The organism is Amphritea sp., assembly GCF_050300915.1.
Lineage (GTDB): Bacteria > Pseudomonadota > Gammaproteobacteria > Pseudomonadales > Balneatricaceae > Amphritea.
The window spans coordinates 1-22,208 of record NZ_JBNKYN010000046.1 but is presented as its reverse complement, the minus strand read 5'-3'; the positions used below and the strand labels follow the sequence as shown (position 1 = coordinate 22,208).

At 52.9% G+C, this 22,208-nt stretch carries 19 protein-coding genes; all 19 read left to right on the top strand.

Annotation, left to right across the window (positions count from 1 at the left end; translation table 11 throughout):
* Positions 1–12: 12 nt before the first annotated feature.
* Positions 13–951, top strand: coding sequence for a 16S rRNA (cytosine(1402)-N(4))-methyltransferase RsmH (gene rsmH / locus ACQY8X_RS12975; RefSeq protein ID WP_428035562.1), 939 nt, complete (start codon positions 13–15; stop codon positions 949–951).
* On the top strand, positions 948–1,298 hold the full coding sequence (gene ftsL / locus ACQY8X_RS12970) for a cell division protein FtsL (RefSeq protein ID WP_428035561.1): 351 nt from the start codon (positions 948–950) through the stop codon (positions 1,296–1,298). Before rsmH ends, ftsL begins: the two co-directional genes overlap by 4 nt.
* Positions 1,288–1,464, top strand: coding sequence for a hypothetical protein (locus ACQY8X_RS12965; protein ID WP_428035560.1), 177 nt, complete (start codon positions 1,288–1,290; stop codon positions 1,462–1,464). The genes ftsL and ACQY8X_RS12965 overlap by 11 nt, the downstream gene beginning before the upstream one ends.
* A 17-nt stretch (positions 1,465–1,481) precedes the next feature.
* Positions 1,482–3,002, top strand: a complete 1,521-nt coding sequence (locus ACQY8X_RS12960; protein ID WP_428035559.1) for a peptidoglycan D,D-transpeptidase FtsI family protein — start codon at positions 1,482–1,484, stop codon at positions 3,000–3,002.
* A complete protein-coding gene (locus tag ACQY8X_RS12955) occupies positions 2,999–4,501 on the top strand; it encodes a UDP-N-acetylmuramoyl-L-alanyl-D-glutamate--2,6-diaminopimelate ligase (protein ID WP_428035558.1) in 1,503 nt (500 codons plus the stop codon). Before ACQY8X_RS12960 ends, ACQY8X_RS12955 begins: the two co-directional genes overlap by 4 nt.
* Positions 4,498–5,886, top strand: a complete 1,389-nt coding sequence (locus tag ACQY8X_RS12950) for a UDP-N-acetylmuramoyl-tripeptide--D-alanyl-D-alanine ligase (protein ID WP_428035557.1) — start codon at positions 4,498–4,500, stop codon at positions 5,884–5,886. The genes ACQY8X_RS12955 and ACQY8X_RS12950 overlap by 4 nt, the downstream gene beginning before the upstream one ends.
* On the top strand, positions 5,886–6,968 hold the full coding sequence (gene mraY / locus ACQY8X_RS12945) for a phospho-N-acetylmuramoyl-pentapeptide-transferase (protein ID WP_428035556.1): 1,083 nt from the start codon (positions 5,886–5,888) through the stop codon (positions 6,966–6,968). Before ACQY8X_RS12950 ends, mraY begins: the two co-directional genes overlap by 1 nt.
* Positions 6,969–6,978: 10 nt before the next feature.
* Positions 6,979–8,331: a UDP-N-acetylmuramoyl-L-alanine--D-glutamate ligase gene (gene murD / locus ACQY8X_RS12940; protein WP_428035555.1), complete on the top strand. Its 1,353-nt coding sequence runs from the start codon at positions 6,979–6,981 to the stop codon at positions 8,329–8,331.
* Complete coding sequence (ftsW, locus tag ACQY8X_RS12935; RefSeq protein WP_428035554.1) at positions 8,328–9,533, top strand: putative lipid II flippase FtsW; 1,206 nt, start codon at positions 8,328–8,330, stop codon at positions 9,531–9,533. The genes murD and ftsW overlap by 4 nt, the downstream gene beginning before the upstream one ends.
* Positions 9,526–10,623, top strand: coding sequence for an undecaprenyldiphospho-muramoylpentapeptide beta-N-acetylglucosaminyltransferase (murG, locus tag ACQY8X_RS12930; RefSeq protein WP_428035553.1), 1,098 nt, complete (start codon positions 9,526–9,528; stop codon positions 10,621–10,623). The genes ftsW and murG overlap by 8 nt, the downstream gene beginning before the upstream one ends.
* Positions 10,624–10,658: 35 nt before the next feature.
* Complete coding sequence (murC, locus tag ACQY8X_RS12925) at positions 10,659–12,065, top strand: UDP-N-acetylmuramate--L-alanine ligase (RefSeq protein ID WP_428035577.1); 1,407 nt, start codon at positions 10,659–10,661, stop codon at positions 12,063–12,065.
* Positions 12,065–13,009 (top strand): D-alanine--D-alanine ligase, encoded by a 945-nt coding sequence (locus ACQY8X_RS12920; RefSeq protein ID WP_428035552.1) that lies wholly within the window; start codon positions 12,065–12,067, stop codon positions 13,007–13,009. The genes murC and ACQY8X_RS12920 overlap by 1 nt, the downstream gene beginning before the upstream one ends.
* A gap of 3 nt (positions 13,010–13,012) precedes the next feature.
* Positions 13,013–13,984, top strand: a complete 972-nt coding sequence (locus ACQY8X_RS12915; RefSeq protein WP_428035551.1) for a cell division protein FtsQ/DivIB — start codon at positions 13,013–13,015, stop codon at positions 13,982–13,984.
* On the top strand, positions 13,965–15,236 hold the full coding sequence (gene ftsA, locus ACQY8X_RS12910) for a cell division protein FtsA (protein ID WP_428035550.1): 1,272 nt from the start codon (positions 13,965–13,967) through the stop codon (positions 15,234–15,236). Before ACQY8X_RS12915 ends, ftsA begins: the two co-directional genes overlap by 20 nt.
* A 186-nt stretch (positions 15,237–15,422) precedes the next feature.
* Positions 15,423–16,619, top strand: coding sequence for a cell division protein FtsZ (gene ftsZ / locus ACQY8X_RS12905; protein ID WP_428035549.1), 1,197 nt, complete (start codon positions 15,423–15,425; stop codon positions 16,617–16,619).
* 130 nt (positions 16,620–16,749) lie between these two features.
* A complete protein-coding gene (gene lpxC, locus ACQY8X_RS12900; protein ID WP_428035548.1) occupies positions 16,750–17,664 on the top strand; it encodes a UDP-3-O-acyl-N-acetylglucosamine deacetylase in 915 nt (304 codons plus the stop codon).
* Positions 17,665–17,850: 186 nt separating this feature from the next.
* On the top strand, positions 17,851–20,586 hold the full coding sequence (gene secA, locus ACQY8X_RS12895) for a preprotein translocase subunit SecA (RefSeq protein WP_428035547.1): 2,736 nt from the start codon (positions 17,851–17,853) through the stop codon (positions 20,584–20,586).
* A gap of 108 nt (positions 20,587–20,694) precedes the next feature.
* On the top strand, positions 20,695–21,912 hold the full coding sequence (gene argJ / locus ACQY8X_RS12890; protein WP_428035546.1) for a bifunctional glutamate N-acetyltransferase/amino-acid acetyltransferase ArgJ: 1,218 nt from the start codon (positions 20,695–20,697) through the stop codon (positions 21,910–21,912).
* Positions 21,913–21,940: 28 nt separating this feature from the next.
* The coding region (locus ACQY8X_RS12885) for an NUDIX domain-containing protein (protein WP_428035545.1) at positions 21,941–22,208 on the top strand (268 nt) is incomplete at its 3' end.

Sequence of the window (22,208 nt, the reverse complement as noted above, 5' to 3'; positions counted from 1 at the left end):
AGGGGTTAGCACATGAGTGCAGAGTTTAAACATATCACAGTGCTGCTGAATGAGGCTGTGGATACCCTGGTCGAGGATCCGGATGGCTTTTACATCGATGGTACCTTCGGACGTGGTGGGCACTCGGCACTGGTTTTGAGCCGTCTGTCTGAGAATGGCCGCCTGATGGGAATCGATAAAGACCCAGAGGCGATTGCCTGTGCAGCAGAACGTTTTGCCGATGAGCCGCGCTTCAGTATTGAGCGGGGCTCATTCGCACAGCTGGAAGAGTTTGTTCGGCAGCGTGAACTTGCCGGACGGGTTAATGGGGTGTTGCTTGATCTTGGTGTGTCATCGCCGCAGCTGGATGACCCCAATCGCGGGTTTAGCTTTATGTCGGATGGCCCGTTGGATATGCGGATGAATCCGGATGTGGGTGAGAGTGCTGCAGAATGGCTTGCCCATGCAAGTGAGAAAGAGATTGCTGACGTGTTGTACACCTATGGTGAGGAGCGTCACTCCCGGCGGATGGCCCGTGCGATTGTTCATGAACGTGAGCAAGAGCCAATTGAGACCACGGGGCGGTTGGCGAAAATTATTACCGCGGCAAATCCTGCCTGGGAGAAGGGGAAAAATCCGGCAACCCGTGCATTTCAGGGGATCAGGATCTTTATCAACCGGGAGCTGGAAGACCTGGAAGACTGCCTGGATCAGGCGCTGGAGATGCTCAAGCCCGGTGGCCGGCTGGTGGTGATTAGCTTCCATTCGCTGGAAGACCGAATTGTTAAACGCTTTATTCGTAAGTATGTAAAAGGTGATGAGCATCTGCCGCCGGGGATTCCGGTTACTGATGATATGTTGAATATCCGGCTTAAGGCCGAAGGTAAGGCGGTTAAGGCGGGGCGAGATGAGGTGTCAGATAACCCCCGTTCACGCAGCGCGGTCATGCGGGTAGCGAAAAAAATACGATGAAACTGAGTTTGCCCCTGCCTGGATGGCTAAAGGCAGAAGAGGAACAGCAAATTGACGGGGTAGTCGAGCCCGTTGAGCTGGTTAAACCAGGGCTGATGTTGTTGTGTATGGTTGGACTGGTAGTGGTGTCATCGTTAATGGTTATCTGGTCTGCACATCAGTATCGGATTTTGTTTAACCAGCAGCAAGAGTTAGTCCAGCAGTGGGATGAGTTGCAGGTTGAGTGGGGACAGCTGCTACTGGAACAGGGGACCCTGGCCGCCAATAATCGGGTTGAGTCAGTGGCAATTAAACGCCTGGGAATGCGAATTCCTGAGCAGGTTGAGGTGATCAGAGATGAGCGATGAGCAGGATTTTCAAGCTCGTGCGGCACGGGGCTGGCGCTTGTGGCTGGTGTTTCTGCTGCTGTTTCTGATCGCTGCGGCGGTAGCGGGGAAAATGCTCTCCCTGAATGTTCAGGAACAGGCGTTTCTTAAGCGTCAGGGGATGCCCGGGTTTTGCGTACCGCGGTGATACCGGCGCATCGGGGAATGATCAGCGATCGGAACGGGTTGCCGTTATCGGTCAGTGCTCCGGTATCCACGGTGTGGATGAATCCGAAAGAGTTTGATCTGCAAAATGCCTCAATCAACAAACTGGCGTCTCTGGTCGAGAGTGACAAAACCTCGCTGCTGAAGCGGGTAGCGCAGTCCCGTGATAAGCAGTTTATCTACCTGAAACGGCAGATGACACCGACTCAGGCAGAGCAGGTGGAAGATCTGCATATGCCGGGTGTGTATGTGGATCGAGAGTACAAACGGTTTTATCCCGCAGCAGAGGTCGCCACTCATCTGGTCGGCTTTACCAGTGTGGATGGCGTTGGGCAGGAAGGGATTGAACTGGCGTTTGAAGACTGGTTGCAGGGTGTGCCGGGCAAAAAACTGGTGATGAGGGATCTGCTGGGCCGCACCGTCAAGCATATTCGTGAGTTGGAGCCTATGGTTCAGGGTAAGGACCTGCAACTGAGTATCGATCTGCGGCTACAGTATCTGGCCTATCGGGAACTTAAAGCGGCGGTGCAGGCGCATAAAGCTGACTCTGCTTCGATGGTGGTGCTGGATGCGCACACCGGCGAAGTATTGGCGATGGTGAATCAGCCCTCGTACAACCCGAATGACCGGAGCAATCTTGGCGCTGATATGGAATCGCTGCGTAACCGGGCAGTGACCGATACATTTGAGCCGGGTTCGACGATGAAACCGCTGACTATCGCTGCGGCGCTGATGAGTGGTCTGTATACCACCGAGAGTGTGATTGATACCTCGCCGGGGTATATCCGGGTGAAGGGAAAAACAATTCGGGATCATCGCAATTATGGTGAGCTGGATCTGGGACGGATTATTACCAAATCCAGTAACGTTGGCGCCACTAAACTGGCGCTGAGTATGCACGGTGATGCCGTGCGCAATATATTTCAGAATGTTGGTTTGGGACAGGTGCCTGGAACAGGGTTTCCTGGAGAGCAATCCGGAGTGTTGCCTTTTTTCCCGGAAAAACGCTTGGTTGAACGCGCCACCATGGCATATGGCTATGGTCTGGCAGTATCGCCGCTGCAGTTAGCTCAGGCATATCTGCCGTTTGCGACCGGAGGATTGGTTCGCCATGTATCGTTGTTGAAACTGGATCGGCCTGAAGCCGGTGTCCGGGTGATGCCGGAAAAAGTGGCTAACGATATTTTGAGAATGATGGAAACCGTTACCCAGGCTGGCGGAACCGGGCGTCGTGCCGCGATTGAGGGGTATCGTGTGGCAGGTAAAACAGGGACAGTGCATAAAGTTGGTACTGGTGGCTATGCAGATGACCAGTATATGTCGATCTTTGCCGGTGTTGCGCCGGTTGAAAATCCTGAAATTGTTGCTGTGGTGATGGTGGACAATCCGAAAGGGCAGGAGTACTACGGTGGTGAAGTCGCTGCACCGCTGTTTTCGCGGGTCGTGGGTGGTGCGCTGAGAATGCTGAATGTGGCGCCGGATGACTGGCAGCCAGTCAGCTCGCAGATGGTGATGAAATGAGCCGCGCCTCCGTTTGCTTGTCAGAGCTGTTGCCACAGCTGGCTGACAGCGGTCTGGCGCAACTGCAGATCAACGGGATCTGTCAGGACAGTCGTAAAGTTAAACCGGGCGATCTGTTTTTTGCCCGTGATGGTGTTAACCATAAAGGGATCGATTTTGTTTGCTCCGCTGCAGCAGAAGGGGCAGTTGCTGCGATTGTTGATGACGCAGAACTGGCTGCAGCGGACTCTATTGATGTGACTATCCCGCTGATCGGTGTGGCAGATGTTGCCGCACAGATCGGTGAGGTAGCGTCACGTTTTTTTGGAGAACCCTCTCTTCACCTGCGGGTGGTGGCTATAACCGGTACCAACGGTAAAACCTCCTGCGCCCATTATATTGCTCAGCTGTTAGAGCAGTGCGGTGAGACCTGCGGGCTCATCGGTACAGTGGGTAATGGTTTGCTGGGTCAGCTGCACGAAGCGACCCATACCACTCCTGACGCCATCGGCGTACATCGGTTGCTGGCGGAGTTACGCGCTAAAGGTGCGACAGTGGTGGTCATGGAAGTGTCGAGTCATGCGCTTGATCAGCAGCGGGTAAGCGGTGTGCATTTCAAGGCGGCAGGGTTTACCAATCTGTCGCGGGATCACCTGGATTATCACGGTGATATGGATAGTTACGGCGCTGCTAAAGCCCGGCTTTTTTATAACATGGATATTGATCATCAGGTCGTCAATGCCGATGACGCCTTTGGCGCAACGATTCTGGCGCGTAAGGATGGTCAGGAGCGAATAGGGTTTGGTGAATCCGAGCGGGCGGCAGTGCGGGCAACTGAGGTAAGGCTGTCAGCTACCGGCATTCAGGCGCATATTGAAACGCCACAGGGTTCGTTCCTGCTGAATACTGCTCTTATCGGCCGTTTTAATCTGAGTAACTTGCTGTTGACGGTCGCCATTACGCAGAAAATGGGCTTCGATCTGAAACAGATTGAGGCCGGTCTGCAGCGCTTAACAGCGGTAGCCGGGCGGATGCAGTTGGTGTCGCGACAAGCGCCGCTGGTCGTGGTGGATTATGCGCATACACCGGATGCCCTGGAGAAAGCACTGGAAGCTCTACGCAATCATTGTCAGGGGCAGATCTGGTGCGTATTTGGTTGTGGTGGTGACCGGGATAGCGGCAAACGGGCGCAGATGGCACAGGTCGCCGAGCGGCTTGCGGATCGTATCGTTGTGACCAGCGATAACCCCAGAACAGAAGATCCGCAACAGATTATCAGCATGATTATGGCGGGCTTCGACAGCACCGCAGCGGTGATTTGCGAGTCTGATCGGAAGCTGGCGATTCAACGGGCGGTTGCGGCGCTGCAGTCAGACGATATTTTATTGATTGCCGGAAAAGGGCATGAGAATTATCAGGATATACAAGGGGTGAAGATGCCGTTTGATGATCTGGCCGTTGCCAGAGATGCGTTGGGTTTAGCTGAGGCACAGAACGTAACGCCGGAGCGTTCCCGATGAACGGGCCGTTTGGTCTGAGCGATCTGGCTCCGGCACTGTCTGCCCGTCTGATTGGTGGTAGTTGTGATGTACAGGGCGTGAGTACTGATACACGTAATATTCATGCTGGCGATCTGTTTGTTGCATTGCGCGGCGAACATTTTGATGCCCATGACTTTGTCAAACAGGCGGTCGCCGATGGAGCCGTTGCGGTTGTGGTCGAGCATGAAGTCGATGTTGATGTGCCTCAGCTGGTGGTCAATAACACCCGCATGGCGTTGGGAAACCTTGCGGCCTATAACCGCAGTCGTTTTAGCGGCTCAATGTTTGCAGTGACCGGTAGCAGTGGCAAAACCACAGTAAAAGAGATGCTGGCTTCGATCAACCGGCTGCGCGGACAGACCCTGGCGACCCAGGGTAACCTGAATAACGATATTGGAGTGCCGCTGACCCTGTTAAGGCTATCTGCGGGAGACCGTTATGGCGTGATTGAGATGGGCGCCAGTGGTGCACATGAAATCGCCTATAGCACCCGTCTGACGCAACCGGATGTGGCCATTCTGAACAATGCTTATGGTGCCCATCTGGAAGGGTTTGGCTCACTTCGGGGAGTGGTGCTGGCGAAGGCAGAGATTTTTGAAGGGCTATCTGAAACCGGCACCGCAGTGGTGAATCTTGATGACCCCCATGCGGATATCTGGTTGGGCATGTTACAGCAGCAACCGCTGATGACGTTTTCCATCGACAATACCCGTGCGTCGGTTTTTGCATCTGCCAGCTATTTGCAGGCGAATGGCTGTTATGGCTTCAAGCTCAACTATCAGGGGCAACAATATCCGGTCAGCCTGAGTGTGATGGGGCAGCACAATATTGCTAATGCGCTAGCGGCCGCTGCTGCGGTACTGGCGGATGGTTGCCCGCCGGAGATCGCGGTGAAGGGGTTGAGCCTGTGTCAGGGAGTTGCAGGGCGGATGCGGCCGATTCAGTTAGATGAATCCACGCTGATTATTGATGACAGTTATAACGCTAATCCGGATGCAGTGAAAGCAGCGGTCAATGCGCTGGTCGAGCTTACTGGCGAAAAAGTAGTGGTGCTGGGGGATATGGGAGAGCTGGGTGATGGCGCAGAGCAGAAGCACCGGGATGTTGGCGAGTATATTGCTGGCAAAAAGGTCGAGCTGCTGCTCAGTTGTGGTGTTCTGAGTGCCGCAACCCACGCAGGTTTTATGGCTGCTGGTGGTAAGAACGCACAACACTTTAGTGATAAAGCTGCGCTGCTGAACGCTCTGCAGCAGTTGCCAGAACGTCCACGGGTTGTGCTGGTAAAAGGCTCCCGCAGTGCGGGGATGGATCAAATTGTAACGGGCCTGACGAACTCAGGCTCTACCGATGGGGGTAGTCACTGATGTTATTGCTTCTGGCCAACTGGCTGGCTGAATATAACAGCATTTTCTCCGTATTCAGCTATCTGACGTTGCGCGGAATTCTGGGGGTTCTGACCGCGCTGGCGATCTCGCTGCTGCTGGGGCCTGCACTGATCCGTAAACTGAAAAGTAAGCAGATTGGCCAGACTGTAAGGAATGATGGGCCAGAGTCCCACTTCAGCAAAGCGGGTACGCCAACAATGGGCGGAGCGTTGATTATTCTGGCGATTATGATCAGCAGTCTGCTCTGGTCTGATCTGAGTAATCGTTATACCTGGATCGTACTGGGTGTGACCTTTGTCTTTGGTGCGGTTGGCTGGGTTGATGATTACCGCATGGTCATTGAGAAGAGTACGCGGGGGCTGCCAGCGCGCTGGAAATATTTCTGGCAATCGGTGGGGGGCTTTGGTGCTGCCATTATTTTGTATGTGACGGCCCAGTCTCCGGCAGAAACACAGCTGATTATTCCGATATTTAAAGATGTCGCTATCGAGATGGGGCTGTTTTTCATTGTCTTTACCTATTTTGTGATTGTCGGCACCTCCAACGCCGTCAACCTGACCGATGGTCTGGATGGTCTGGCTATTCTTCCTACCGTATTAGTTGCCGGTGCACTGGGATTTTTTGCTTATCTGGGCGGTAACGTCAACTTTGCGAATTATCTGCACATACCGTACATCGCAGGTTCAGGTGAGTTGATTATTATCTGCGGCTCGATAGTGGGGGCTGGCCTTGGCTTTCTCTGGTTTAACACCTATCCCGCCCAGGTATTTATGGGCGATGTTGGCGCGCTGGCGCTGGGTGCTGCTCTGGGGGTTATCGCGGTGATCGTGCGCCAGGAGCTGGTCTTGATGATTATGGGCGGGGTATTTGTTATCGAAACGGTATCGGTGATTTTGCAGGTTGCGTCATTCAAACTCACGGGTCGCCGGATTTTCAGAATGGCACCGCTGCACCACCATTTCGAATTGAAAGGCTGGCCGGAACCCCGCGTGATTGTGCGGTTCTGGATTATCACTGTTGTGCTGGTTCTGATCGGGCTGGCAACCCTGAAAATACGTTAACGGAGCAATCGTGAGCCTGATAGCGACTGACCAACTGCGGATTATTATCGGTCTGGGACAGACCGGGATCTCCTGCGCCCGCTATCTGGCGCGCAAAGGGAGTGCATTTATTCTCGTTGATACCCGTGATACACCTCCCAATCTGGATCTGATTCACTCCGAGTTTCCGGGTGTAGAGGTGCATTGTGGTGAACTCGATTCAGACCTGTTGTGTCGTGGCAGTGAGATTCTGCTGAGCCCCGGGGTGGCTAAGGATCATCCCGCTATTCAGGCGGCGGTTGCCGCAGGGGTAAAGCTGAGCGGCGATATCGATCTGTTTTGTCAGGCGGTTACTGCGCCGATTGTGGCTATCACCGGCTCTAATGCGAAAAGCACTGTGACCACGCTGGTGGGGCAGATGGCGCTGGATGCGGGAATTGATACCGGTATTGGTGGCAATCTGGGAACCCCGGTACTGGATATGCTCAGTGCGGGTGAGCAGCAGCTCTATGTTCTGGAACTGTCCAGTTTTCAGCTGGAGACGGTGAATGATCTGCGGGCAACGGCGGCGACTGTACTGAATGTCAGTCCGGACCATCTGGATCGCTATAGCAATAGTTTGCCGCTTTACTATCAGGCGAAGCATCGGGTGTTCAAAGGTGCGGCTAATGTCATTGTTAATCGTGATGATGCGCTAACCTCGCCGTTGGTGAGCACCGGTGTGAAAGTGAGCAGTTTTGGCCTCGGGCGTCCCGATCTGCATCAGTTTGGCCTGATCGAAAAAGAGGGTGAACTGTTTCTGGCTCAGGGGCTGAAACCGCTGCTGGCTGTGAGCGAACTGAAGATTCAGGGGCAGCACAATATTGCTAATGCGCTGGCGTCACTGGCCTTAGGTGCAGCGGTCGATATCCCACTGGAATCGATGCTGCAAACCCTGAAAAATTTTGCCGGACTGAAACATCGCTGTCAGTGGGTGGATGAGAAAGCTGGCGTGGCATTTTTTAATGACAGTAAAGGCACCAATGTGGGGGCGACAGTAGCCGCGATTAATGGTCTGGCTGCAACTCTGTCTTGCGGTAATAAAATTGTTCTGATCGCGGGTGGCGTCGGTAAAGGTGCCGATTTCAGTGACCTGAATGAGCCAATGCTGCAGGCGGGTCGGGCATTGGTGCTGATCGGTAAGGATGGCGGGTTAATAGATCAGGCGGTTGGCTGCCTGGAGGGACAGTACGCCACTAGCATGGAGGATGCTGTTTCACTGGCGGCCAGTTTGGCTCAGCCAGGCGATATTGTACTGCTTTCACCTGCCTGCGCCAGTTTTGATATGTTTAGTGGCTTCCCCGCTCGTGGCGATGCCTTTGTCGAGGCAGTGGAGGCGCTATGAGTATCGCTGCTGCTGCCCCGCTAACTGCTAACAACCGGGTATTGCCGTTTGATCCGTTGTTGCTGGCGGTGACACTCTGTCTGATTCTGGTTGGTTTTGTGATGATCAGTTCAGCGTCTATTGAGGTGGCGGCAGTACGTAACAGTAACCCGTTCTTTTATATGATTCGTCACGGGGTTTTTATCCTGCTGGGGCTGGCGGCGGCGATTGTGGTGCTGAGAATACCGGTGAGTTTCTGGCAGCGCAGTGGTCCCTGGTTGCTGCTGATCGGTTTTATCCTGTTGGTACTGGTGCTGGTGGTTGGTCGGGAGATCAATGGCTCGGTTCGCTGGATCTCTCTGGGGCCGGTCAATCTTCAGGCTTCAGAGGTGGCAAAGTTTGCCATGGTTATCTACCTGGCGGGTTATCTGGTGCGCCGGTTAACCGAGGTCAGAAGTAGCTGGAAAGGGATTGCCAAACCAGCCCTGCCGCTGGCTTTTTTTGTTTTTCTGATGATTCTGGAACCGGACTTCGGTGCTGCTGTAGTGCTAATGGGCAGTGTGATGGGGATGATCTTCCTTGGGGGGATGAAGTTCAGCCAGTTCGCCATGATTGTGGTGGGCTGTGCGGTGGTTATCCCTTCACTGGCGATGCTTCAGCCATACCGGGTGGTACGTTTAAAAACCTTTCTCGACCCCTGGGCTGATCCGTTTGGCTCCGGTTATCAGTTAGCCCAGGCACAGATCGCGTTTGGTCGCGGCGACTGGTTTGGTGAAGGGCTGGGTAACAGCGTGCAAAAGTTGTTTTATCTGCCGGAGGCGCACACTGACTTTGTGTTTTCTGTGCTGGCGGAAGAGATGGGATTAGTGTTTGCGCTGCTGGTGGTGGGATTGTATGGACTGATGGCGGTGCGGATGTTCCGTATTGGTCGCAGAGCAGAAAAGCTGCAGCAGTTTTTTATGGCTTATGTTGCATATGGTTTCGCCATCATGATCACCGGTCAGGCACTGATCAATATCGGTGTGAATGTTGGCGCACTGCCAACGAAAGGTCTGACACTGCCATTGGTTAGTTATGGCGGTAGTAGTCTGGTGATCAGCTGCGTCATGATCGCTATCGTGATGCGCATAGATTATGAGTTGAAACGGTTGCAGGTGGATGCGGCAAAAGCACCCGTTGCAGCGAAACAGAAACGGTCAAAAGTGGACAGTGCAGATGAGTAACAATCGCAAAGCCCTGATCATGGCAGGAGGAACCGGTGGGCATGTATTTCCTGCGCTGGCGACCGCTGATTGCCTGCGTCAGCAGGGCGTTGCGGTGGAGTGGCTGGGGACGGCTGCCGGTATTGAGGCGGAAGTAGTGCCCGCCGCGAATATCAAACTGCACTGTATCGATGTTAAAGGTTTACGCGGAAAGGGAAAGTTGAGTCTGCTGCTGGCACCCTTGCGATTACTGCATGCCCTGTATCAGGCTTTAGCTGTGTTGCGCCGGGTGAAGCCTGATCTGGTATTAGGGATGGGCGGTTTCGCTTCTGGCCCGGGTGGTCTGGCTGCCTGGCTAACTGGTGTGCCGATTGTGGTGCATGAACAGAATGCCTGTGCCGGGATGACCAATAAGATTTTATCACGTATGGCCAAACGAGTGCTTGAGGCCTTTGGTGGCGCGTTCAGAGGCAAAGTCGTTACGACGGTGGTGGGCAACCCGGTACGGGGCGATATTCTCAACCTGCCGGAGCCCGGCTTGCGCTTTGCTGAGCGTCAGGGGCCGATTCGATTATTAGTGGTTGGTGGCAGTCTGGGAGCCAGAGCGATCAATGAGTTACTGCCAGTCGTGCTGAGTCGTTTAGCGGATGATGATCAGTTTGAGGTTCTGCATCAGGTGGGTAAGCGTAACCTTGCGGAGACTCAGGCGCTGTATAAAGCGGCGGGTCTTGATGGTCGCGAATCTATCCGGGTGGTGCCGTTTATTGAGCGTATGGATGAAGCCTATGGTTGGGCGGATCTCGTGTTGTGTCGTTCCGGGGCGCTGACGGTCAGTGAACTGAGTATAGCGGGTGTGGCGTCTGTTCTGGTGCCCTTCCCGTTCGCGGTGGATGACCATCAGACAGGCAACGCACGGTTTCTGGCGCAAGCCGGGGCGGCCATCCTTATTCAGCAGAAAGAGCTGGATCAGGATCGTCTGATAAATATTTTGACAGAGCAATTGAATGACCGGCAGGTACTCCTGGAAATGGCGCAGAAGGCGCGTCAACTGGGACAACCTGCAGCGAGTCAAACAGTAGCAGAGATCTGTCTGGAGGTGATGAAAAAGTGACTGAGAATACGACTGAAATTTATGAAGTTCCTGAGATGCGGCGTATTCGCAGGATTCACTTTGTTGGCATTGGCGGTGTGGGTATGTGTGGCATCGCTGAGGTTTTGTTAAACCAGGGCTATCAGATCTCAGGATCAGACATTAAAACCTCGGTCACCACTGAACGCCTCAAAAGTATGGGTGCAGAGATTTTTATTGGTCACCTGGCGGAAAATATTACCGCAGCTAACGTGGTGGTTACCTCAACGGCGGTGCGCGAGGATAACCCTGAAGTGAGTGCGGCCCGCGAGAGACGTATTCCGATAGTCCGGCGTGCAGAGATGCTGGCGGAGCTGATGCGTTATCGTCACGGTATCGCCGTTGCCGGTACCCATGGCAAGACCACCACTACCAGTCTGCTGGCATCGGTAATGGCTGAAGCTGATTTAGACCCGACCTTTGTGATTGGTGGGCGGCTGAACAGCGTCGGCACTAATGCCAAGCTGGGGGGGAGCCGTTACCTGGTGGCTGAAGCCGATGAGAGTGATGCGTCATTCCTCCATCTGCAACCGATGGTAGCGATTGTTACCAATATCGATGCTGATCATATGGACACCTATGGCGGTGATTTTGGCAAGCTGAAACAGACCTTTGTCGATTTCCTGCATAACCTGCCATTTTATGGTCTGGCCGTACTCTGTACCGATGATCCGGTGGTGAGTGAGATTGTGTCGGCGGTTGGTCGGCCGGTTGTGACCTATGGTGTCAATAAAGATGCGGATTACCGCGCAGAAGATATTGTCCAGAGCGGTCTGAAAACCTGCTTTACTGCAAAGCGGCCGGATGGCCGTGCCGATCTGCAGGTTACGCTGAATATGCCGGGCAGACACAACGTACTGAATGCCCTGGCAACTATTGCCGTGGCGAGCGATGAAGGGATTGATGATCAGTCCATCTGTAACGCGTTGCAAAAGTTTGAAGGGGTTGGCCGTCGTTTCCAGGTGCTGGGCGAAATTCCGGTTGTGGGCGGAACAGCGATGCTGGTGGATGACTATGGACACCATCCCCGTGAGGTTCAGGCGACTATCCGGGCGGTCAAAGAGGGCTGGCCGGGTAAACGACTGGTGATGATCAATCAGCCGCATCGTTATTCCCGTACCCGTGATCTGTATGAGGATTTTGTGCAGGTGCTGTCTGAAGCGGATGTCCTGCTGCTGATGGAAGTATACGCTGCTGGTGAAGATCCGATAGCGGGAGCTGACAGCCGCAGTCTGTGTCGCAGTATTCGTCAGCGGGGCAGCGTTGATCCTGTATTTGTCGAGTCGGTTGCCGCGGTTCCCGGGTTATTACAAAACCTGCTGCAGCCAGGAGACCTTTTGCTGACCCAGGGCGCTGGCAATATTACCGCGCTGGCCCATGAGCTTTCTAAACTGGATCTGACTGTGGCAACGGAGGAAGGTTGATGACGACCTTTAAAATTTCTGCTGAAGAGCGTGCGCAGTTTGGCCGGGTGGCCGTGCTATATGGTGGCTCATCAGCTGAACGGACAATCTCTCTTAAGAGTGGCGCTGAAGTATTAAACGGGCTGCAACAGGCGAATGTTGATGCTTTTGGTATTGATCTTTGTGTCGATGGCGCTGATCCGCTGCAGCAGTTGCAGTCTGCGGAGTTTGATCGGGCGTTTCTGATTCTGCATGGTCGTGGTGGTGAAGACGGCACTATGCAGGGGGTTCTGGAAATTATGGCCAAACCCTATACCGGCAGTGGTGTTATGGCATCCGCATTGGGGATGGATAAGGTCAAGTGTAAACAGATCTGGAGCGCTGCAGGCCTGCCAACACCGGCGTATGCCGTTCCTGATGAAACCACTGATCTGCAACAGATGGCCGGGCAGCTCGGTTATCCGATGATTGTTAAGCCTGCGCATGAAGGCTCCAGTATCGGCATGAGTAAAGTCCGTAGCGCAGCGGAACTGGAGCAGGCGATCAGTGCGGCGCGCGAGTTTGATCGTGCGGTGCTGGTGGAAAGCTGGATCAGTGGTCCTGAGTTTACGATTGCGGTGTTAAATGGCAAAGCCCTGCCGGTTATCCGGCTGGAGACGCCCCATGAGTTTTATGATTTTGATGCTAAATATCAGGCCAGTGATACCCAGTACCATTTTGATAATGATCTGACCCCGGATCAGGAAGCTGAATTGCAACGCCTGGCTGAACAGGCCTTTGAAATGGTTGGCTGCAGTGGCTGGGGGCGGGTGGATGTAATGTTTGATCGGCAGCGGGGTTTCCAGCTGCTTGAGGTGAATACGCTGCCTGGCATGACCGATCATAGCCTGGTACCGATGGCTGCCCGTGAAGCGGGAATCAGTTTTGAAGAGCTGGTGGTGACGATCCTGCGGGGGAGTCTCTGAATAATGTTGAAAAAACTGTTTTCTACTGCTGAACAGCCACCAGAGCCGCCCAAAAGGGGGGCTTCGGCGACCGTTCATAAGAAAACAGAGCAGCGTGGTGTGAGTAAGCGTTTCTGGCTGTTTGAGCGCTCTGCCGATGTAGAAGGCGACACTGAAAAAAATCAACGGCCAGATAGATCTCAACCCGGGGTTGGGGAAACGGTTTCAGCCACAGGAGAGCCGCAGTACTGGAGCAGTATTGATGGTGACTGGTGGCTGAAACCGGCCACTATTCTGACCGCGCTGGCGGTCTTTGTAGCGTTGGCTAATTACGGTTATGGCACGGTTTATCGCTGGCTGGATAAGCCGGTTGAGCGGGTCAGCTTTGATGGCACTACCCGGCATCTTGATCGACAGCAACTGGCAGCCAGTTCAGTTGCTCTGATGCACGGAGGTCTGTTGAGTGCAGACCTTAATGCAGTAAAAGCGGGTATTCAGGAGAATCCCTGGGTCTATCAGGTAGGGGTGACCCGGCGCTGGCCAGCGGCTCTGTATCTGCAGATAACCGAGGAGGTTCCGGTTGCCCGTTGGGGAGATGACGGTCTGTTGAATCATGAAGGGGATATTTTCTGGCCTGATGAAGCCGCCAGCTACACCTCCCTTCCACTGTTGAAAGGGCCATCGGGGAATACCGCGATGATGATGTCGGAGTATTACGACCTGAACCAGATGCTGCGTAATGTGGGGTTGCAGCTGGTTGAGCTGAAACTGGAGGCTCGGGGTGCCTGGACGTTGATTCTGAATAACGGCATTAAAGTGGTTGTAGGCCGGGATCAGGTGGTGGCCCGACTAGAAAGGTTTCTGACCGTTTATCAGCAGCGGTTACAGGCAGAGGCTGACGCCGGACGGATAGAACAGATAGATATTCGATATAACAACGGCATTGCCGTTAAGTGGCGCCCTGAGGTGACCACTAATGATCAACAAAAAGGTTAAAACTGTGAATATGGCGATGAAGCCTGGAAATAATATGATCGTGGCACTGGATATTGGCACTTCAAAAGTGGTTTGTCTGGTGGGTGAAGTTGGCCTGGATGGCACGATCGATATCGTCGGCATTGGTTCTCATGAGTCCCGGGGATTGAAGCGGGGCGTGGTGGTGAATATCGAGTCCACCGTGCACTCCATTCAGCGGGCGGTGGAAGAGGCTGAGCTGATGGCCGGCTGTAAGATTCATTCGGTGACTGTTGGCGTGGCTGGCAGCCATATTAATAGCATGAACTCCCATGGCATCGTAGCAGTACGCGATGGTGAGGTGATGGAACATGACCTGGAACGGGTGATTGACGCCGCCCGTGCGGTGGCGATTCCCGCTGACCAGAAGATCCTGCATATCCTGCCGCAGGAATACGTGATCGACAACCAGGAGGGCATTAGAGAGCCGCTGGGAATGTCCGGGGTGCGTCTGGAAGCCAAAGTACATCTGGTGACCGGTGCCGTGAACGCGGTCCAGAATATTGAAAAATGTGTCAAACGGTGTGGTCTGGCGGTGGATAACGCCGTACTTGAGCAATTGGCCTCCAGTTATGCAGTGTTAACCGAGGATGAGAAAGAGCTGGGTGTCTGCATGGTGGATATGGGGGGCGGTACCACCGATATCGCTATCTTTACCGGCGGCTCTATCCGGCATACCGCGGTGATTCCGATTGCGGGCGATCAGGTGACTAACGATATCGCCATGGCGTTGCGGACCCCGACCCCCCATGCGGAGGAGATCAAAATTAAGTACGCCTGCGCGCTGGCGCAGCTGGCCAGTGCAGAGGATACCATCAAGGTACCGAGTGTCGGTGATCGTCCGTCACGGGAGCTGTCGCGGCAGGCGCTGGCTGAGGTGGTTGAACCTCGTTATGACGAGTTGTTCAGCCTGGTACAGGCAGAGCTGCGTCGCAGTGGATTTGAAAATATGGTGGCGGCGGGTATCGTCCTGACCGGTGGCACATCCAAGATGGAAGGGGCGGTCGAGCTGGCAGAAGAGATCTTTCATATGCCGGTACGACTGGCGTTACCAAAAGGGGTGCGGGGCATGGGAGATATTCTCAACAGCCCGATCTATGCCACCGGTATTGGCCTGTTACAGTATGCCAAACAGGACATTCGTCACCTGCGCGAAGCGGTAGCGGTTGAAGATGTGGTTGAGCGACCCAATGTGCTGAGCCGTATGAAAGCCTGGTTTCAGGGGAACTTCTGATGTTTCGTGTACAACAGGCCGAGGACGAATTTTGTAAAACAAGTTTAACGGGGAGCACCCCTCAACAAGGTGCTCAAGGCATTAAACCCGATGATTGACGAGTTCACAGGATGTGACAGACAACAATGAAACAGAACGCAACAAAAAACAGGTGCGGGTCGGGCACTGAACCTGGAGGGAAGGGATATGTTTGAATTAGTGAGTAATATCGCACAGAACGCCGTCATTAAGGTTATTGGCGTCGGTGGTGGTGGCGGCAACGCCGTGCAGCACATGGTCTCATCGGAAGTGGGCGGGGTGGAGTTTATCTGCGCCAATACCGATGCACAGGCGCTGAATAACATGGGTTCACGCAGCGTTCTGCAGTTGGGTGGCGGCATTACCAAGGGGCTGGGAGCCGGGGCAAATCCCGATATTGGCCGTCAGGCTGCGCTGGAAGACCGCGATCAGATCGTTGAGATGCTCAGCGGTGCGGATATGGTGTTTATCACTGCGGGTATGGGCGGCGGTACCGGTACCGGTGCGGCCCCGGTTGTGGCGCAGGTGGCGAAAGAGCTGGGTATTCTGACCGTTGCCGTGGTGACCAAACCGTTCCCGTTTGAAGGCAAGAAGCGCATGCTGATCGCCGAGCAGGGAATCAAAGAGCTGTCTGAACACGTTGACTCGCTGATTATCGTGCCCAACGAAAAGCTGCTGCAGGTGCTGGGTAAAAGTTGCACCCTGATGAAAGCGTTCGACGAGGCTAATGATGTCCTCAAAGGCGCGGTACAGGGTATCTCTGACCTGATTATCCGCCCGGGCATGATCAACGTTGACTTTGCCGACGTACGCACGGTGATGTCAGAGATGGGTACATCGATGATGGGAACCGGTATGGCCCGCGGTGACAATCGTGCGATGGAAGCCGCCGAGGCCGCTGTGCGCAGTCCTCTGCTGGAAGATGTTGATCTGATGGGTGCCCGGGGTATTCTGGTGAATATCACCGCCGGCCTGGATCTCGGTCTGGGTGAGTTCAGTGATGTTGGCCAGGTGATTGAACAGTTCGCTTCGGACAGTGCAATTATTGTGGTGGGTACGGTTATCGATCCGGAAATGGTTGATGATATAAAAGTGACTGTTGTAGCCACCGGGTTACAGAAAGCCCGGCCGGAAGAGACGACGGTTAAAGTGGTCAGCAGCAACCGTAAACCGGATGGTCAGCTGGATCTGAATCAGTTGGAGCTGCCCGCTGTACATCGCCGTAAAGCGGACCATATCAGCGCTGAAAAAAATAGAGTGTCGCACAGGGAACTTTCCGGAACTCAGCAGTCGAAGAGTAACGCAAAAGGTGAAACCGATACTTACCTGGATATCCCGACTTTTTTGCGACGTCAGGCTGACTAAGCTGATGTCGCGGGTAGCCCGATACGCTAGGGGTTACGCTAATCAGTTATTGCTGAAATAGCGGTATTTTTGTTAGTATGTCGCGTTAATTCGCCACACAAGAACCCACCAAAGAGCCTTGGCAGGAAATATGATCGGACAACGTACATTACGGAACAGCATTAAAGCAACTGGCGTGGGCCTGCATACTGGGCAAAAGGTGTATCTGACACTGAAGCCGGCACCCGTGGATACCGGTATTGTTTTCCGTCGAGTGGATCTTGAGCCGGCAGTAGAGATACATGCCCGGGCAAAAAATGTCGGTGATACGACGCTGTCCACGAACCTGCAGAAAGGGGATGTGCGAGTATCGACAGTTGAACATCTGTTGTCAGCGATGGCGGGGCTGGGTATCGACAATGCCTATGTCGAGCTGAGTGCTGAAGAAGTGCCGATTATGGATGGTAGTGCTGCGCCATTTGTGTTTCTGATCCAGTCGGCTGGTATTCAGGAACAGGATGCGCCGAAACAGTTTATCCGCATCAAAAAAGAGGTGACTGTCCAGCTTGAGGATAAAGTGGCAACGTTCAAACCGTTCAACGGTTTCAAAGTTGGTTTCACCATCGATTTTGATCATCCTGCTTTTGCTGACCGTAACATGGAAGCGACGCTGGACTTCTCCAGCACCTCATTTGTTAAAGAGGTGAGCCGGGCGCGTACCTTTGGTTTTATGCGTGATATCGAATACCTTCGCGCACAGAATCTGGCGCTGGGCGGCAGTATGGATAATGCTATCGTGGTCGATGATTACCGCATTCTGAATGAAGATGGACTGCGTTACGATGATGAATTTGTAAAGCATAAAGTGCTGGATGCAGTCGGTGATCTTTATCTGCTGGGTAAGAGCCTGATTGGCGAGTTTCATGGATTTAAATCAGGCCACTATCTGAACAATCTGTTGCTGCGCAAGCTACTGGAAACCGAAGATGCCTGGGAAATTGTCACCTTCGAAGGACGAGAACAGGCAGCACCTATCTCATACCTGCAGCCCGCTGCTGTAGGCTGATTTGCATCAATTGACTAAAAGCCGGACTGAATAGTCCGGCTTTTTACTATTTTCCAGGCGCTTAAACCCACTAAAAAAATATCCCTATTGAGATTCAATTTGATGCCCCAATAGAGGTAGAATGTTGCGTTAATTTAATACTTTAACCGGCTTACCCGCCGCTTTTAACAGGTAAATAATCAGATTATGTTCACTTCGATGTTAAAGAAGGTTTTTGGTAGTAAGAACGAGCGCGTACTCAAACAGATGGGTAAGGTCGTTAAACAGATCAATAGCTATGAAAGCGAAGTTGAACAACTCTCTGATGATGAGCTGAAAGCCAAGACCGCAGCGTTTAAAGAGCGCCTGGAGCAGGGAGAAAGCCTTGATGCTATCCTGCCAGAAGCGTTCGCTGTTGTTCGCGAGGCATCCCGTCGGGTCATGTCGATGCGCCACTTTGATGTGCAGATGATTGGTGGTATTACACTGCATGAAGGCAAAGTAGCTGAGATGCGTACCGGTGAGGGTAAAACCCTGGTTGCAACGTTGCCGGTTTATCTGAATGCTCTTGCGGGTCGTGGTGTTCATGTTGTTACTGTAAACGATTATCTTGCCAGCCGGGATGCTGAGTGGATGCGTCCACTTTATGAGTTTCTGGGTATGAGTGTCGGCGTTGTTTTATCGGGCCAGGATTCGCAGACCAAGCGTGATGCCTATAACGCCGACATTACTTATGGTACCAACAATGAGTTCGGCTTCGATTATCTGCGCGATAATATGGCATTCAGCGTAGATGAGAAAGTTCAGCGGGACTTCTACTTTGCGGTGGTGGATGAAGTTGACTCGATCCTTATCGATGAGGCTCGTACGCCACTGATTATCTCTGGTGCAGCAGAAGACAGTTCAGAGATGTATCGTAAGATGAATACTCTGATTCCTGCGCTCGAAAAGTACGATGGTGAGATCGATCCGAAGAGTGAAGAGGAGATCGAAGGGGACTTTGCCGTTGATGAGAAGAATCGTACTGTTGAACTGACTGAACGAGGCCATCAGCGTATTGAGGATATGTTGTCCCAGGAGGGGATTCTCAATGAGGGTGAGAGCCTTTATGCACCACAGAATCTCAGTCTGCTTCACCACGTATTAGCTGCTTTGCGGGCTCATAATCTGTTTCAGCGCGATGTGGATTATATCGTTCAGGATGGTCAGGTGGTGATCGTTGATGAGCACACCGGTCGGATTATGCCGGGACGTCGCTGGTCTGAAGGATTGCATCAGGCGGTTGAGGCGAAAGAGGGTGTTCATATTAATCAGGAAAGTCAGACGCTTGCGTCGACAACCTTCCAGAATTACTTCCGCCTTTACGATAAGCTTTCAGGTATGACCGGTACCGCCGATACTGAGGCATTCGAACTTAATCAGATCTATGGTCTCGATGTTGTTGTTATTCCGACCAACGTGCCGGTTGCGCGTATCGATTACAACGATCTGGTCTTTCTTACCATCGAAGAGAAGTACGAAGCGATTCTTAAAGAGATTGAGCACTGCGTCGAGGAAAAACGTCCAGTTCTGGTCGGTACTGCGTCGGTTGAGTCATCTGAGCTGATCTCAGCATTTCTGAAAAAGAAAAAAATCCCCCACAACGTGTTGAACGCCAAGAATCACGGCAAAGAGGCGGGCATTATTGCGGATGCTGGTCGTGCTGGTGCCGTGACTATCGCAACCAATATGGCGGGTCGGGGTACCGATATTGTTCTGGGTGGTAAGTTTGAGTCCGTTCTTGAAGGGATGGAAAACCCGACAGAGGAACAGATTGCTGAGGCAAAAGCGGAGTGGCAGGCTCGCCATGATGCGGTCCTGGAAGCGGGTGGTCTGCATATCATCGGCACCGAACGTCATGAGTCTCGTCGGATCGATAACCAGCTCCGGGGCCGTGCCGGTCGCCAGGGTGATAATGGTTCATCCCGGTTCTTCCTGTCACTGGAAGATGACCTGATGCGCATCTTCGCCTCAGACCGTGTGCGTCAGTTTATGAAAGCACTGGGTATGGAGAAGGGTGAGGCGATTGAGCATAAGATGGTTTCCAATGCGATCGAAAAAGCCCAGCGTAAAGTTGAAGGCCGAAACTACGATATTCGTAAGCAGCTGCTTGAGTATGATGATGTTGCGAATGATCAGCGTCGAGCTGTTTATGATCAGCGAAACGAGCTGATGGCGACCAATGACGTTTCTGAAACCATCGAAGCGGTTCGTGCTGAAGTGGTGGAAAATGCGATCAGTGATTACATCAAACCGCAAAGTCTGGAAGAGCAGTGGGATATACCTGGTCTGGAAACGCATCTGCAGTCCGAGTTTGGTCTGGAGATGCCGGTACAGGAATGGCTGGATAAAGATGATACCTTGCATGAAGAATCGCTGCGTAAGCGGATTCTGCGAGATATTGTAGAGGACTATCAGGCCAAAGCTGCGATTGTGGGCGAAGAAAATATGCGCCTGTTTGAGAAGCAGGTTATGCTTCAGGTGCTGGATACGCTGTGGAAAGAACACCTGCAGTCTATGGATATGCTGCGTCAGGGTATCCATCTGCGAGGTTATGCTCAGAAGAATCCCAAGCAGGAGTATAAGCGCGAATCTTTCATCCTGTTTGAGCAGCTGCTTGAAAATATTAAAACCGATGTTATTAAAATTCTGAGCCATGTTCAGGTGCGTCAGCCTGAAGAGATTGAAGAGATGGAACGTCAGCGTCGGGAGCAGGCGGCTCAGCAGCAGATGAATTTCCAGCACGCAGAGTCTTCTGCTATGGAATCGGAAGAGACCGGTGACGGCGAGAGTGTCGTCGGGGCTGAGCCTTTTGTCCGGGAGGGTAAGAAAGTGGGACGTAACGATCCCTGCCCTTGTGGTTCTGGTAAGAAATACAAACAGTGCCACGGTAAGCTGAACTGATCGGTTAACTGTTTCTTCTTTACCCTGTTCTGGTGATTGATTTATATAAAGAAAGCAGCGAAGCTGCTTTCTTTTTTTCTATTTTAGGTAAAGTTTAAGGAGTCTGTAATGGCAGTAGGTCCTGGCACGCTTCCCACTCTGCACCCGGTTGCAGGTTTTCGTATCGGTACAACATCAGCGGGCGTCAAGAAGCCAGGCCGAAAAGACCTGGTACTGATGGAGATTGCCGACGGTGCAAGCACTGCGGGCGTTTTTACCCTGAATCAGTTCTGCGCCGCGCCGGTGCAAATCTGTAAAGCTCACTTACAGCAGGGGATGCCATCCTATCTGGTGATTAATACCGGAAATGCGAATGCAGGTACTGGTAAAGAGGGTCATCAGGATGCTCTGGATGTTTGTCAGGCGGTTGCCGATCAGTCCGGGGTGAACATTGGCCAGGTTTTGCCATTTTCAACCGGTGTTATTGGTGAAAAACTGCCAACAGACCGAATTATTAGCGCCATTCCCGCTGCATTTGATGCGCTCTCTGATAACGGTTGGCTGGAAGCTGCCAGCGGTATCATGACAACGGATACCCGTCCTAAGGCTTACTCAATGCAGCTGGATTTTCAGGGGCAGGTGATTACCCTGACTGGTATCTCAAAAGGTGCCGGTATGATTAAGCCAAACATGGCAACTATGCTGGCTTATATTGCGACCGACGCAAAGGTCGAGCCAGAACTGCTACAGTCTCTGCTGAGTCAGGCGGCGGATCAGTCCTTTAACCGGATTACTATTGATGGTGATACCTCCACCAATGATTCCTGCATGCTGATTGCTACCGGGGCCAGTGGTGTCGAGGTGAGCGAAGATAATGCTGAGCTGTTGGCTGAGTTTTCTGAGGCGGTGAATAAAGTCTTACTTGAGCTTGCCCAGGCGATTGTTCGTGATGGGGAGGGTGCCACCAAGTTTGTTACGATCAGCGTTGAACAGGCTGCAAGCTCTGAAGAAGCGCTTAAAACAGCGTATGCGGTAGCTCACTCTCCTTTGGTTAAAACGGCTCTGTTTGCCAGCGATCCCAACTGGGGACGAATTTTGGCAGCCGTAGGCTATGCGGGAGTCGATAATCTGGATGTTGATGCTCTTCAGATCTGGCTGGGAGAGGCTTGTATCGTTGAAAACGGTGGGCGTGCTTCAAGCTACACTGAAGCAGCCGGGCAGGCCGTAATGAGTCGTGAGGAGATTACGATCCGTATTCTACTCAATCGTGGCGACAAGCAGGAAACTGTCTGGACCACTGATCTGAGTAAAGACTACGTGGCGATTAATGCGGATTACCGCTCCTGATTTCACTATTTTTGAATAGATATACATTTTGGCCAAGCTGATACATGTCGCGGCGGCGGCAATTTTTAATGAATCCGGTGAGCTGCTGCTGGCGTTGCGCGATAAAAATCAACATCAGGGCGGCTTGTGGGAGTTTCCTGGTGGAAAAGTAGAACCCGGTGAGCCGGTACGTTCTGCCCTTGCCCGGGAGCTGGAAGAGGAGCTGGGGATTGTGATTGATCCGTCAGCTGTCTCGCCGCTGATTCAGATTCCCTATCATTACCCGGATAAATCTGTCTTGCTGGATGTTTTTCGGG

Excerpts from the sequence above, each read along its gene's own strand:
- ftsZ (WP_428035549.1), top strand. The coding sequence starts at position 15,423 with ATGTTTGAATTAGTGAGTAATATCGCACAGAACGCCGTCATTAAGGTT.
- ftsW (WP_428035554.1), top strand. The coding sequence starts at position 8,328 with ATGAGTATCGCTGCTGCTGCCCCGCTAACTGCTAACAACCGGGTATTG.
- ACQY8X_RS12915 (WP_428035551.1), top strand. The coding sequence starts at position 13,013 with ATGTTGAAAAAACTGTTTTCTACTGCTGAACAGCCACCAGAGCCGCCC.
- ACQY8X_RS12955 (WP_428035558.1), top strand. The coding sequence starts at position 2,999 with ATGAGCCGCGCCTCCGTTTGCTTGTCAGAGCTGTTGCCACAGCTGGCT.
- secA (WP_428035547.1), top strand. The coding sequence starts at position 17,851 with ATGTTCACTTCGATGTTAAAGAAGGTTTTTGGTAGTAAGAACGAGCGC.
- argJ (WP_428035546.1), top strand. The coding sequence starts at position 20,695 with ATGGCAGTAGGTCCTGGCACGCTTCCCACTCTGCACCCGGTTGCAGGT.
- ftsL (WP_428035561.1), top strand. The coding sequence starts at position 948 with ATGAAACTGAGTTTGCCCCTGCCTGGATGGCTAAAGGCAGAAGAGGAA.
- ftsA (WP_428035550.1), top strand. The coding sequence starts at position 13,965 with ATGATCAACAAAAAGGTTAAAACTGTGAATATGGCGATGAAGCCTGGA.
- murG (WP_428035553.1), top strand. The coding sequence starts at position 9,526 with ATGAGTAACAATCGCAAAGCCCTGATCATGGCAGGAGGAACCGGTGGG.
- rsmH (WP_428035562.1), top strand. The coding sequence starts at position 13 with ATGAGTGCAGAGTTTAAACATATCACAGTGCTGCTGAATGAGGCTGTG.
- ACQY8X_RS12950 (WP_428035557.1), top strand. The coding sequence starts at position 4,498 with ATGAACGGGCCGTTTGGTCTGAGCGATCTGGCTCCGGCACTGTCTGCC.
- ACQY8X_RS12965 (WP_428035560.1), top strand. The coding sequence starts at position 1,288 with ATGAGCGATGAGCAGGATTTTCAAGCTCGTGCGGCACGGGGCTGGCGC.
- murC (WP_428035577.1), top strand. The coding sequence starts at position 10,659 with ATGCGGCGTATTCGCAGGATTCACTTTGTTGGCATTGGCGGTGTGGGT.
- ACQY8X_RS12960 (WP_428035559.1), top strand. The coding sequence starts at position 1,482 with ATGATCAGCGATCGGAACGGGTTGCCGTTATCGGTCAGTGCTCCGGTA.
- mraY (WP_428035556.1), top strand. The coding sequence starts at position 5,886 with ATGTTATTGCTTCTGGCCAACTGGCTGGCTGAATATAACAGCATTTTC.
- lpxC (WP_428035548.1), top strand. The coding sequence starts at position 16,750 with ATGATCGGACAACGTACATTACGGAACAGCATTAAAGCAACTGGCGTG.
- ACQY8X_RS12920 (WP_428035552.1), top strand. The coding sequence starts at position 12,065 with ATGACGACCTTTAAAATTTCTGCTGAAGAGCGTGCGCAGTTTGGCCGG.